Annotated in this window: 13 protein-coding genes and 1 pseudogene; 1 reads left to right on the forward strand and 13 read right to left on the reverse strand. The window is 57.7% G+C overall.

The features are described 5' to 3' along the window. The 6 genes and pseudogenes from IVA91_RS11850 to IVA91_RS11875 all read right to left on the reverse strand — a co-directional run. Positions 1-675, reverse strand: a 675-nt coding sequence (locus IVA91_RS11850) for a porin (RefSeq protein ID WP_247276143.1), incomplete at its 3' end; no start/stop codon positions are given. 194 nt (positions 676-869) lie between these two features. Continuing rightward, positions 870-1175: a hypothetical protein gene (locus tag IVA91_RS11855; protein WP_247276144.1), complete on the reverse strand. Its 306-nt coding sequence runs from the start codon at positions 1173-1175 to the stop codon at positions 870-872. Between the two features lie 270 nt (positions 1176-1445). Next, entirely contained in the window at positions 1446-3212 is a 1767-nt protein-coding gene (locus IVA91_RS11860; RefSeq protein WP_247276145.1) for a GMC family oxidoreductase, read from the reverse strand. Between the two features lie 23 nt (positions 3213-3235). Beyond that, entirely contained in the window at positions 3236-3988 is a 753-nt protein-coding gene (locus IVA91_RS11865) for a gluconate 2-dehydrogenase subunit 3 family protein (protein WP_247276146.1), read from the reverse strand. After that, entirely contained in the window at positions 3985-4557 is a 573-nt protein-coding gene (locus IVA91_RS11870) for an ABC transporter substrate-binding protein (RefSeq protein WP_247276147.1), read from the reverse strand. Before IVA91_RS11870 ends, IVA91_RS11865 begins: the two co-directional genes overlap by 4 nt. A gap of 239 nt (positions 4558-4796) precedes the next feature. Next, a pseudogene (locus tag IVA91_RS11875) lies at positions 4797-5123 on the reverse strand (transposase); the annotation flags it as partial. Positions 5124-5477: 354 nt separating this feature from the next. Between IVA91_RS11875 and IVA91_RS11880 the strand changes: the two are divergent. After that, complete coding sequence (locus tag IVA91_RS11880; RefSeq protein WP_346015481.1) at positions 5478-5930, forward strand: acyl-CoA thioesterase domain-containing protein; 453 nt, start codon at positions 5478-5480, stop codon at positions 5928-5930. A gap of 278 nt (positions 5931-6208) precedes the next feature. On the opposite strand, the gene IVA91_RS11885 is transcribed toward IVA91_RS11880, so the two are convergent. The 7 genes from IVA91_RS11885 to IVA91_RS11915 all read right to left on the reverse strand — a co-directional run bounded on the left by IVA91_RS11885 (position 6209) and on the right by IVA91_RS11915 (position 13358). Beyond that, the gene (locus tag IVA91_RS11885) at positions 6209-6541 is read right to left on the reverse strand and encodes a hypothetical protein (protein ID WP_247276148.1); all 333 of its coding nucleotides are present in this window, start codon (positions 6539-6541) and stop codon (positions 6209-6211) included. 60 nt (positions 6542-6601) lie between these two features. Continuing rightward, positions 6602-7087: a heme-binding protein gene (locus IVA91_RS11890; RefSeq protein ID WP_247276149.1), complete on the reverse strand. Its 486-nt coding sequence runs from the start codon at positions 7085-7087 to the stop codon at positions 6602-6604. 394 nt (positions 7088-7481) lie between these two features. Beyond that, positions 7482-8702, reverse strand: a complete 1221-nt coding sequence (locus tag IVA91_RS11895) for an ABC transporter substrate-binding protein (protein ID WP_247276150.1) — start codon at positions 8700-8702, stop codon at positions 7482-7484. A 52-nt stretch (positions 8703-8754) separates the two neighbouring features. Next, a complete protein-coding gene (locus tag IVA91_RS11900) occupies positions 8755-10257 on the reverse strand; it encodes an alginate export family protein (RefSeq protein ID WP_247276151.1) in 1503 nt (500 codons plus the stop codon). Between the two features lie 39 nt (positions 10258-10296). Then, on the reverse strand, positions 10297-11001 hold the full coding sequence (locus tag IVA91_RS11905) for a DUF1275 family protein (protein WP_247276152.1): 705 nt from the start codon (positions 10999-11001) through the stop codon (positions 10297-10299). Positions 11002-11009: 8 nt separating this feature from the next. Continuing rightward, positions 11010-12365, reverse strand: a complete 1356-nt coding sequence (locus IVA91_RS11910) for an alginate export family protein (protein ID WP_247276153.1) — start codon at positions 12363-12365, stop codon at positions 11010-11012. A gap of 84 nt (positions 12366-12449) precedes the next feature. Continuing rightward, on the reverse strand, positions 12450-13358 hold the full coding sequence (locus IVA91_RS11915) for a glyoxalase (RefSeq protein WP_247458770.1): 909 nt from the start codon (positions 13356-13358) through the stop codon (positions 12450-12452). Positions 13359-13362 lie beyond the last annotated feature (4 nt).

The raw sequence follows: 13362 nt of genomic DNA on the forward strand, positions 1-13362 counted from the left end.
GATGCCGGCCTCGATCGCCATCCGTCCGCCGAACGGCTTCAAGCCGGTGTAGCTGAGATAGGCGTTCTCGACCCCGGAGACGCCACCGCCCGGAAGGGAGCCCGGCGCCGCGCCGCCAAATCCATCGGACGAGCCGCCGAAGTCGTAGACCAGCGCGAAGTTCCAGTCGTTGAAGAACTTGCCGGTGAGGCCGATGCGCGCGCGGCGAACGTTCTGGCCGCTGTCAAGCTTCTGCGGCACGGTCGCCGCGGTGTTCGGACGATAATCGTCGCCGCCGACATCCCAATGCACACGGCTGGTGATGGCGACGCAGTTGGCCTGGTCGGCGGTGCAGATGGTCGGCCGGTTGTTTGGCATCGTCACGACGACACCGGATGCCGGCGCCGGTCCCTTGACGGGTATCGCCGCGTGGGCATTGGCGACCGCGGCCTTTGCCTCCGAGCGCGCCTCGGCCTTAGCCTCAGCCTTTGCTTCGGCTTTGGCCTTCGCCGTGGCCGCCGTATTGGCCGCGGTCTGACTCTGGAGCTTGTCGAGCTTCTGCTCCAGCAGTTTCAATTGCTGCTTCAGCAGTGCGATCTCCTGCTCGCTGCTGCTCGCCGATTGGGCCTGGGCCTGTGAGGATGCCAATGCGGCGGCGAGACTTAGAGCAACGGCTGCGTATGGTTTCCTGATCATGCTGAAATCTCTTCCTTAATCGTGGGCTCTGTTCTAATTGCAATGAACTTTCGGGTGGCTGCTGCCGCTCATGCAAGAATGCGCGGAGGCGAACAAGCCTGAAGCGCCGTTTTATGCTTCGTATCGCCTCTTGGGGCGTGTCGACTAAGGCACCCCTTAACTCGACCCGCCGAAGGCAAAATGGCTCGGGGCATTCATTTGAGCCCGCGCTCCGCGATGGCTTGTTCTTCGGCAGCTTTTCGGATGCAACGTCCGCTGGCGGTGAAAATCGCATTCGTTACCGCCGGTGCGATGATCGCAGTCCGCCGCCTCGCCGAGGCTCCGGGATTTTCCCTGCTTGGTACCATCTGGGTCTCGATGCGCGGAACCTCGTCAATCCGCATGGGCGGATAAGTATCGAAGTTGGACTGCTCGACCCGGCCGTCTTTGATCGTGATCGCCCCGCGCAACGCCGCGGTCAGGCCGAAGGTGATTCCGCTCTGCACCTGCGCGTCGATCATGCCGGGATGAACCGGCAGTCCACCGCGCAGACTACGCGCTCGACACGGACATTGCCCTTGGCATCGACCGCGACTTCGGCACCTGCGGACAGATAGCGGCCAAACGCAAATTGCAGCGTCGGCCGTATGCCGCTTGCCGTTTACCTTGAGAACATATGGCATTCTGCACCAGTCAAACCTTGGCGTACATCGGCCGCTCCGGAATAAACTCAGATCGCTAGGGACACGTTCTACTCGATGGCTGGCGCCATCGGCACGGATCCGACGTGCTCAGCTCGCGACCAGGCGCCCCGGCGATTTCAGATACTTCGTTGTGATTGCATCGGCCGCCCAATAGGCCAGAGCTCCGACAGTGCCCGTTGGATTGTGCGACGGGTTTTGCGGAAAGGCGCCCGCGCCCATAACAAACACGTTGGGAACGTCCCAGCTTTGCAGATACCGGTTGACAGCGCTGGTTGTTGGATCGGCTCCCATAATGGTGCCGCCTGTCGTGTGCGTCGTCTGGTAAGGGACGATCGAATAAGGTGCCTTGCGATAATTGATGCCCATTTTGTCCGGGTTCATGTGTTTGGCGATATCGGCTGCACGATCGGTGCAGTACTTCGACATGTCCAGATCGTTTTTGCTGAAGTCGAACGTCATCCGCAGCAGGGGATTACCGAATCCGTCCTTATAGTTCGGATCGAGGTCAAGATAATTGCTGCGCTGGGCTGTGACGCTGCCGAAAGACGCGATCACGAAAGTTCGGTTATACCAGTGGGCAACCGATTGCTTCCAGCCTTTACCCCAGCGAGGCTCGCCGGGTGGCAGGTTACGGAAATCGATCGGCCGTTGCCCCTTGCTCTCGACACAGATGTAAGAACCGCCCACGAAGCCGAGCGGCCCATGATCGAAGTTGTCGTAGTTAAAATCGTCTATGATCATGGCGCACGCACCGGCGCCCATGAACGGGTTGAAGACTTTATCGTTGAAGTGCGCGGTGACGCTGCTGGACATCTGGTAGGCGTAATTGCGCCCAACGCCGCCTTTGCCGGTCTTGGGATCGTAGATGCGACCGATTCCCGAGAGCATCATCAGCCGTGCGTTATGCAGGCCAAATGCGCAGAGCAGTACCATATCGGCGGGCTGTTCGAACTCGCGACCTTGCGAGTCGATATAAGTAACGCCGGTTGCCTTTTTGCGGCCGGAGTCGAGATTGACCTTCGTGACATGAGAAAGCGTACGTAGCTCGAATCTAGGGTCTTTCAGCAGAAGTGGCAGAAGCGTCGATTGCGGGCTTGCTTTCGCTGACATTTCGCAACCGAAGCGTTCGCAGAACCCGCAGTATACGCAGGAGCCCATGTCCACCCCCTCGGGGTTCGTGTAGGCTTGCGTCACGTCTGACGACGGCTGAACATAGGGGTGAAATCCCATTTCCCGCGTAGCATCCTCGAACATCCTCATTTGAAAGCTGCGCTTCATCGCCGGATTTGGATATTCGCGCGCACGGGGCCCTTCGAACGGATTTCCGCCCTCCTGGATCACGCCTTTGAGGTTGCCGGCCTTCCCGGCGGTGCCGCAGAGATATTCGAAGCGGTCGTAGTAGGGCTCAAGCTCGTCGTACGTAACCGGCCAATCTTGTATCGTCATCTGGTCGGGAATGAATGTCTTGCCGTATCGCTCGCGATAATGGCTGCGGATCCTGAATTCGCTCGGCGCGAACCGATAGTGCTGGCCATTCCAGTGGACGCCTGCGCCGCCCACACCGTTTCCCGGCAGGAACGATCCCCAGCGCCTGATCGGCAGCGCCGTCTGGTCAACGTTGTTGCGGAACGTGAGAGTTTCGCGGGACGCGTCCTGCATCAGGTCGTGACGAATGGCGAAACGCAATTCGTCATGAATCATCGGTGCGGCAAAGTTCGGGATTGTGTCGCGCATCCCGCCGCGCTCGATCGCCAGCACGTTGAGTCCTGCTTTTGTCAGTTCCCTGGCCAGCACTGCCCCGGTCCAGCCAAAGCCCACAATGACTGCGTCGACGGGTTTCAACTTCGTCGCCATCGTAATTCTCCTTCGATCTGAGATCAGCTCAAGTCAGAAATGCTTTGACTTGGTTCGGTGTAGGGCTTGTTGTAAGTCGTATCGATCAGGTCGATGAAGTTACCGGTCGCCCCGCTATAGCCGATCATTTTCCACGCTGCCTTGTCGCGATTGCCGCCGTAAGCGGGATCGCTGAAGAAGCCTTCCATCACGTTCTGATAGAGCAGATCGAGGAAGAGGCCAGCGGGGAGCGGTCCTGAATCCGCTTTGCCTGTGCCGAGATCATTTAAGACCTCATCACGCTGACTTTCTGTGATCGATGAAAAGTCCTTGCCGTATGTCTTAGTGCAGTATGCGTTGATCGCGGGGATGGCGGCGCGATAAGCTTCCGCTGGAGAGAGGCGGACCTGCCACCCTTGTTGGGGCTCCCCGGGATGCCATGGACCTTGCATAAACATTTTACCGCCTTGCCCGAATCCGCCTGCCAATTGCTGATCGATGAAATAGGCAATGCCCAGATCGACGCCGCGGGCCGTCAAGTCATCCGCCGGAATCATATGATTGACTGCTGCCTCCACCCAGGCGGCCTCGTCGGGATTGAGGAACGTATAAGAGCGCTTCTCTGGTGGTGCCGAAGTTGGCGACTCTGCGGGTGAGGATGCTTGAGCAGTCTGCTTCCCTCCCATTTGCATCGCATGCTCTGCTGATGCGGGTTGTGGGGCTACTGATCCGCCAGTTACGCCGACGACTCCAATGACGCCCGCTCCAACAACGAATTCACGACGTTTAATGGTCATGGCTGACCTCGCCTTTCAAGTTGTGACGGCCCGAGTCGGCCGAGAGGAAGAACCATGATTTGGCGCAGCGGCGTGAAATCGCCCTCTTCGTCCCCTGCGCCAGCATAGGTGTCCGTAGGTCCAGTGGATTGCCGGTGTGCGAGCACTCGTCGCCGGTCAGACGGGACGTGGCGGCCCCAACGGCGAGAAAGAGCTTCTTCTTGTCGCGGGTGATGCCCTGCACGGTCAGCCCGACGGATCGGGACATCCAGAATGGCCTCGACATTGTCGTTCTCCAACCAGCGCCGCACGGTTGTCGAACCGGTGTCAGCCTTGTTCTGGTGATCTCTGGCCACGATCTCGATCGGCCGCCCCAGGACCTTGCTCTTAAAATCGCCCACCGTCATTCGCGCTGCGACGACGCAGCCTCGGCCGCCATTGTCGGCATAGAGCGACGACATGTCAGTGAGCACGCCAAGGCTGATCGGTCCGTTCTGTGCGGTGGCAGACTTTGCGAACGTCACGAGCGCCAGCGCCAGCCCGAGCGACTTGTGCGTGCCGCTTCGGGCCGATCCCACCGAGACATGCATCCTTTTCCCCCAACCCCAGTACTGTCATCTTGGCCAGAATGGCGCGTCGGGGAAGTGAAAGTCTTGCAGGGTGGTCCTGAACCACCTTCATGTAAGACCGTCCACTATCGCCACGGCCCTACTTTTTGGCGATCAGATGGGTTGCTCCGCCGAACGTAGAGATCAACCGGCATAACCCTGCCGGAACGAACAACCGGCCGCTCCGGCATTCAGATCTGGTGTCGTCAACTTAGATTAGGTTAGGGCGCGGACTCACGCGCGGCCAGCCATCGGCGGAGAGATGCGAGTTGGACGAACGCAAGGTAGTTTCCTGCAAGCCTGTCGTAGGGCGTCGCCACCCGACGGCACTGATTGATCCGGTTGAAGAACCGTTCGACGAGGTTGCGAGCGCGATAGAGGTACGGGCTAAAGCAGATCGGATCGCTGCGATTGCTTTTCGGCGGGATGTTGGCCCATGCGCCCCTCTTCATAGCAAGCTCTCTGATCCAGTCTGAGTCATTGCCACGGTCAGCAAGCAGCATTGACCCGGACTTCAGTCGAGACAGCAGTTTTCCGGCAGGTCGAATGCGTGGGCAGGACCGGGGCAGTCCATTAATAATCGGCGAGTTCGGAGCGCATTTTGTGAGTTTGAGTCACGGGACTCGCGCCAGACGCAATGATTCCGGGCCAGCCCTGAAACCGCCGAAAATGACCTTGGCGGAGTTGAACGCGGGACGGCGTCACTGCAACTTTACTTACGTTATTCTCGAACAATGGCTATTTCCATTTGGCGAGGAATGTCCTTGATATCCGTTCCTGCTGTCACGCCTGGCCGCCGAATTTCGATGACGTCCGTTTTTGAGGAGACCTCTCGTCTCGGGTCGGATGGAAACCACGCTTGGGTCGCTCTTGCTGACTCCAGACAAGAGGCGACAGCCGGTATGTATGGTGGTTGGACAGCAGCCTTCTTGCTCAGGGCAGTCTTGAGCGATGCAATCGATCAAGGTAGTCCCTCGACGCTGAATGTTCATTTTATCAAGGCAATCACATCAGGGCGCGAGAACAAACTCCGCACGGAAAATATCGACGGTAGTCGCTCCCTCTCGATTTGGCAGGCCGAAGTTCAAGTCGTTGGAACCGAAGGCGTTGCGGCGATTGCTGCCGTGATTTCGTCAAAGCGTCGCGAAAGCCACAACTTCCCGGACATGTACATGCCCTCGGCGCCGCCTCCAGAACTCTTGGCGAAGGTGCAGGTGCCCGGCACAATTCAACACATATCGGCCCTGCCGCGGTTGGCCTCCGTTCAATCAGCCGGATACCCGGTCATTGGTTTGGCTGAGAGATCGCTCCAGCCGTCCGCGGGACGCCCTTCACCTAGCCTATCATTCTGTTAACTCCCTACCTCGGACATGGTACCTAAGACCGGAGGCCGGGCCTTATTCGACGATTACGATGTCGACCTATTTTCATGCTACTCAGCAAGACTGGGCAACAGCAGGGGACGACTATATCCTGATCGACGCGTTCGGCACACGCGCGGAATCGTGAACGCTTGGTGTTCGCGCCAACATGTGGAGCCGTGGCAGCGTCGGCTTGCGACGACGAAGCAATTGGGTTGGTTTAGATTCGGCCCGGCCGTCATATGAGCCGTTGGTTGAGCCGAGACGACCACCTAGTTTTGGGACCCCGGGTTTTCGTCGCGGTCGGAAGGAATGATCTTGGCAGGTTCGTCGTATCCGGAGCGGCTGCTGTAAAAGAGAAGAGTCATCAATCCAGCCCCGACGATCAGAGAAAAGAGTACACCAATTGCCATCGCAAGGTATCCTGAGGGAGGAACACCTGCTTCTGCTGCTGACGACCATCCCAGATACGCAAGCACCGTCGCAACAGCCAACAAGGCCAACAGGATGCTGATCAGCACGTAGCCACCGATGCTTATGGTTCGGACATTGGAAGCGATGTCCCGCCAGATCGAACCCCACCTGATGATCCAGATCTTCATCATGCTGAGCCTTTCCTGAAGCAATGAGATATGCCTCAGCAGCCTCTGGTGGATGGATCACAGCTAATGCTTCAGTGCTGCAAGTCCCGCCTGTGCAATCTGAACATCATGATCCGGGGTATCGAAGCTTGCGCCAATGCCGCCGACGACCTGCCCATCGACGACGATCGGCAGACCGCCCTTCATTTCGGTGAAATCGCGCGCAGTAGTTGCCGCAAAACGACCCTGATTGATTGCATTCTCGAGCGCTTCGGTCGGCTTTTTGAAGAGCGCGGCAGTTCGCGCTTTTCCCGGCGCTAATTCCACGCTAGCAACGTAGGCGGCGTTGTCCATTCGCAGCAATAGGATAGGCCAGCCGCCATCATCGACAACCGCGATTACGCCGGCCAGTCGATTCCGCTCCGCTTCTGCTTTGGCGGCTGCAACGATCTTCTCCGCGGCAGCTAAAGTGAGGACTTTCTTGTCCACGAATTGAGCCGTTGCAGCATGGGGCTGAAGGGCGAGCGCAACCAGGGTGGTCAATAACATAAGTCGGCCGAGCTTCTGCATGGACATAGTCTCCTTAGACCGTGTGCGCGAATCCAACGCGATGCATACTAAGAGTCGGAAAGCCTCTGCGGGCTAGATCCTTAATCGGAGGTGGTATTCCAAGGGCGATGCGATATGGGTCGCAATGCGTCATCTCCTACAGCTAGTATTGACAGTTTTAAAGCTCTCTAGAAGTGCAGCGATTTCACTCATCGAATGAACACTATGCACTATGACGTTTGGGGAGCGAAACGAAACTGCCCGCCCGACTGGACTGCCGACGCAGTGGGACCAATCCGATTGTCGAAACACCATTGTAATGCCGCAATGACTTTGATGTTGCACACTTGGGGTTCGGCATGCCCTGCGGGACCGATTGAGTAAAGCGCAAAGAGGAGTCGCCCTCTCTCACGATCTAACGGTTAGCCGAACCGAGAAACGCGCTATCGATCACGTCACCTATCGGCTGCCACAAGCTGCCGTCAAACTGCACAAGTCGCACTTTCTTGATCGGCCTAAAGTCATTTGGACCGGTACTGATCTCAATTCCCGGGAGCGTGACTGAACTCTGAAAATCCTTCAAGGACGTGGCCTGTCGCATGATGTTCTCATGTGAGAGATTATCGCCACACTGTTCCAGCACTTGGGACAGCGTTTCGGCAGCAGCATAACCAAAAACAACGTTGCGATCTTGCCTGTCGCCATCGGAATAGTACTTGTCCATGAACGCTGAGAATCGCTTGAGTCCCTCGTCATCTTTCCATGCCGGATCGGCTACATCTTTCAGGAACGACGTAGAGACGACTCCCGCCGTGTTCTGCACGCCAGCCTGCGTGAGAGCGCGCAGGGCGGGCGCGGCGACGTTGGTGAGGATGACGACTGGGTACCAATTGATGTCCACCAACCTCCGCATCACGAGTTCAGCCGGTTTCGGCGAACCCGCGAAAACTAAAACCCCTGCCCCCGATGCTCTCAGAAGATCAATCTGCCTATCGATCGATTTGTCCGACATGTCGAAGGTACTGTCGGCTACGATCATGCGCGCCCAGTCCGCCATACCTTCCTTCAGACCTATCAACAGATCGCGGCCGAACTGATCGTTCTGCCAGAGCACGGCCAGCTTACGGTCCGGATAAAACGCCTGCACATAATTCGCATAGATGCGCCCCTCCGTGTGAAACGAAGGCTGCCAGCCGATTGTCCATGGAAACTCATCCGGTTTATTCCACTCTTCGTCGCCGGAAGCGACGAACAGTTGCGGTATCTTGTTCTCGTTTAGGTAAGATCGTACGGCGAAATTGCCCGGTGTTCCGAACGAACCAAAAATCAGCAGGGCATGGTCTTCGTCGATCAGCCGGCGAGTCTGCTCCAACGCCTTCCGCGGATTCGAGCCGTCGTCACGCGTGATGAACTTCACCTTCCGACCATTGATGCCCCCGTGATCGTTGATCATATTGAAATACGCAGATTCGCTCTTTCCAATGGAGGAAAAGTCCGTCAAGGGACCGCTATACGGCATGATGTTGCCGATGCGGATTTCTCTGTCTCCCGCGTCTTTCGTCTCCGATTCAGCGAAAGAGAGCATTGGTACGATAAGCAGCGATGCTGCCAACGCGGTCTTCAGCATCATGCGCATCTGGTAGGCTCCCCTCACGAGATCACTTGCATTTGGCGTCGCAACTCTCAAATCAAAACTTCAGCATGGCCTCAATGCCTACGAAATGCGCCGTCTTGGATGGGCCCGTATCCCGTATGAACTGCCCAGGCACGAATACCGAGTAGGACAGCGCCGCGCCGAACCAAGGGACGGGCTGCCAGCCCAGGATTATATCGGCTTGCGTTCCGATGTAGCGTGAGCGGCTGTTATCCGACGGTCGCACGAGGTCACCGCCGGGACCGTAGATTCCGTCACCAAGACTTTCACGCCAATAGAAGACTGTTGCCAGATCGAGGGTCCAATGCTGGTCCAATTGAAGGGTGAGCGTCGGGTGAGCATTGATCAGGTTGTATGGCCCGAGCAGGCCGATCTCGCCGAAATATTTTCCCTTGGGGAACAGTGGATTGAAGGTCTCAAGGGTGGAGTCATTTGGATTGCGGTCACCGCTGATGATGTTGGCCCGCAGGCCAAGCCGCGGGCTGAAGGTGACGCCGGCGAACGTGTAGCCCGTATCAGAGGCAATCGACCAGGCGCGAATATCTCCGTGACCGAAATGGCCAAACTGAGCCATGCCTTCGAAATTCCAGTCCCATCCCTCCGCGGCGCCGAAGATGCGACTGCCAATAGTGTGTCGCTCTTCGTCTCCGCGCCCCTGATTGAATTCTGCGGCGGCATTGCGGTAACCGATGTAGTAGAGGTCAAGCCCCGGTTTGGAGCTGATCTCGGTCAGTTGGCCAGTAGCATAGATCGACCAGAGCGAGCGTTCCGGATCGAAGCGGTCATTGAAGCTGCCGACCAGGTTTCGGACCGGTCGCGCGTATAGAGCGTCCAACCGCCACGGAGAAGATTGAATCGACGCCAATGCCGTGTCAAAGGAACGAAGCACGTTCGGGCCGTACCGCAAGCTGATCAACCGCTCAGTGCCATAAGACAGAAGTTGTCGCCCTCCCCGCAAGGTAAGATCAGTGCCGCTCGCCAATGGCAGCTTGATATCCGCGAAGCCCTGTAGCAGTTCTGTCCCGGTTGCGTCGATGCCGCCGACCATTTCCTTATCCGTGACCCACGCGCCAATCACCTGGCTGAACAGACGCAGGTTTGGGCCCAAATGCAGGTCCGCATATGGCAGCATCCGGTACCACTGATACTGGTTGACTGGACTCTCGCCCCAGTTGAAGTTGCGATACGCCTCCTCCCTGAACCGAAGCTCCAGGCCGAGCGTGAGGTCGGCATCATCGCCGAAGTCGAGCGGAATGTACTTGTATGGCTCCCACCAGGCTCCCGTTCGCTTTGCCGGATCTCGCAAATAGGAATAGTCCTCGTCATAGCGCAGGAGCGTCGTCTTCAGCGGTACGACATTCGATTTTTCCGTTCCAGCGACTTCTGCTGACAGCGTTTTCGCAGGTAGCGCGACGACAACCGCAACGAAGATGGCCGTCGCCGCGAGGACCGCGCCCACGGGGGCGGCCCTATCGACTAACTTTCCGGCCCCGAAAACTACAGAACAGTTAGCGTCTTCGATAGCGTCGATCTGCATCTTCGAATCTGTCCGCAAATTGGAAACAGACTGGAACGGTTAGATTTTCGATCCTTCTTTCAGCGTCGGTTCCGCCAATCGAGCAAGCAGCGAAATTCCGGCCAATAGCGGAGGCACCAAGAAACACCAAACGTTATAGTGCGCGTACAAGAGAGCGGCGGCGGCGCAGCCGACGGCAAAGACGATGACGTTCTTGGACATCATTGCGACGCGCGACCTGATTTGGGTAGTTGCAACGTTGTCCCTGGCGTAGATCATATCCGCAAGGTCGATCATGATCTGCGTGGTCGTTCCGGTCATCAGGGTAGAGGGAGGTGCGCTTCCAAGATAAAGCCGATGCACGGCGTTCTGGACCGCCATCGCCGCAACGAGCACCATTCCGGTAATTACCGCCTGCCAAGCGTCCCCGTCCTGGAACGGTCCAAACTCGATCGCGAGCACAGCGCCGATGATTAGCAGGAGAAGCTTGAGGCTGAGCATGGCTTCGAAGACCAAGCTCGAGCGCGGCGTTAATGCCGAGCTGAGTAGGCGGACAGCCATGACGACCGCACAGAAGACCGGAAGGGCCAGGAGTTTCGCAACGGCTCCCGATGTGCCGAGAACCAGCGACGCGCCAAGAGTCACAAAATTGCCGGTCACATGGGCTGTGAAGAGACCTTGCAATGCGAGAAAGCCCGCCGTGTCGACATAGCCTGCGGTGATGCTCAAGAGAAAAGGCACGATCATGGCGTTTCGACTCGACATCTGGGGCACTACCATCCGCGTTTGATCTCTACGCCTACGTAAGTTGAGTTGTGGCCGCCGGCGTTGCGCAATGCATCTCCGATCTTGAAGTGCACCGCCTCAACTGCAAATGAAGTCGCGCGATCTATGGACCAGTCGACTCGAAGCTGGCCGTAGCTTCCAGTATAGGCGCCTGGCCGGCCGGCGGTGTTCGGGACGGCGACATTGGGTTGAGTGTAGATCGCATCGGCCGCGGTCTGGCGCCACAAAGCCGCTGCCGCGAGCATGATCTTCACGGACGAACTCACTTGCAGGGACAGCGACGGCTTGATGTGGATCAAGTTGGTGTACCCGGTGTAACCAGCAAGCGTAAAGTAATAACCATTGGGAAAGAGCGGATTGAATGTGCCAAAGGTTCGCTTGGTGTTGCCGTCACCGGACGCCGCGTCGAGTTGGATACCTACTCTCGGACTCCATTTCACGTCGGCGAAGGTATAGCCAGCAATTGAGCCCACAGCCCAAGCCTTGATCGGCTCGATACCGATGCTTCCGGTCTGGCCCATTGCTTCGAAGTCGAAATCGAAATGATTGGCATTACCGTTCAGATGGACATCGAAAATGTCTCTGCGCTCCGCGCCGGAGGCATTTGCAAACCGCGCATTACCCTGGGTGAAATTGCCATAGTAACCAGCAATGAAGAGAGACTCAGAAAACTTATACTCCGTCCGCGCCAACCCGAAGGTCTGCGTAGTGACGCTGCTGTAATCATCGAATATCGTGTTATCGCGAACCTGAACCGGCAGGCTGTAGAGGGTGATGAACCGCCAAGCTCCAATCTCGTAGTCTGCCCAAGCGGCGTCGTAGGATTGCCGGATGTTGGGACCGTCGCGAACGGCTATGAAGCGCTGCAGGTCGAAGGCAAACTGCTGCCGTCCGGCCCTCAGCTTCAACGTTCCGCCTCCGACGGACTCGGTTAGAGCCACCCAACCCTGCTCAAGATCGAGTTTGTCCCGATCGACCGGCGTCAACTGAGTTTTCCAGGGCGCATAGGCGGCCTGAAATTGCACGAACGCCTGTAGTTCACTGCCTACGCGGAGATCGGCATTGAATTCGTTTCGGCTGATAACGTAATTCTGGCTGCGGTTCCCACCGGTGCCGAAATTCGCCGCGCTATTGGACTCGAACCGATCGCGGGTGCTCGCGCCGAATGAGAGGTACGTGTAAGGATCGACGCTGGACAACGGAATATATTTGAGCTCATCAAAGGGCTCACGCGTCACCCGAGGATTCGCCAGCACCGACCAGTCCTCCTGGTACCGGTTGAACATGATGGCGGGCCGCTGCGGCGCGGAAGGCTGAGACTTCTGATCATCCGCCCAGGCCATCTGAGACGCCGCAAGACACACTACGCATGTCGCCCATTCCCTGCCTAGAAACAATCGTCGCAGCGACAACGCCATCCCGCCCCCTCATTTTGGTACGGCTGCGTGAATCTCCGCAATATATCCGCCGGGAAATTGTACCATGGCTTCGAGCCGTCCATCAGAAGTATAGGGCTCGACAAGCACAGTGGCACCCGAAGCCTTGGCCTTGGTCAAAGTTCCCTGCAGGTCTTTCACCTCGTAACCGGTCAGCTCCCGCCCGTACGGGTAAGGCAGGTGGCCATCGGTGACGAACACCGTCATCTTTCCGAATATCGATTCAATGCGGATGCGCCTAAATGTATCTTTCGCTCGGCCGATCTCGACGCCGGCGGCGTGCTGATCGTCGGAAACAATCTTTCCATGTGAAAACCGCAAGAAGCTGCGGGTGAAGGCGTCAGCGCGGTCGGGAGAGACATAAACGCGGTTCTCGGGAATGGTCTCGAATGCCGCATAGGACGGCTTCGTGGTGTGCCAGTACAGCTGCATGTTCACGCCGCCTGGCCACTGGATCACCGCATCGCGTCCGATGGGATCCGGAAAGGCTGCCACCAGTACGTCCGCGCCAGCGTCCCGGGCCGCATCGATCGCCTGGTCGAGGTCCGTAACGAGATAGCCCGTTCGCTCGGCGCCGAACGGGTAAGGAATGGACGTTTTGAATCCGAACAGGGACACGGTGCCAACGGGCGTCTGAAGAAGCTGGGAAGTGGTGCTGCTCGGCGTGGGCGTTACGGTGGCAACGACCTGCTTCGTGCTCTGGCCTCCGAACGTAGAGATAAAGCTGGCCACGAACTTGTCCACGTCTTCCGGAGCGACATAGACATGTGTGGTGTCGTATTGCGCGCCGACGCCAACCTGTGGCGCGGCAAGCGCTCCCTGATCCCGCGCGATTGCCAGCGATGGGAATAGCAATGACCAGGCGAGGAGAATTTCAATTGCATGACGTTTGCCGATCATGGCA

Origin of the sequence: Bradyrhizobium sp. 153 (assembly GCF_023073835.1) — a bacterium.
Classification (GTDB): domain Bacteria; phylum Pseudomonadota; class Alphaproteobacteria; order Rhizobiales; family Xanthobacteraceae; genus Bradyrhizobium.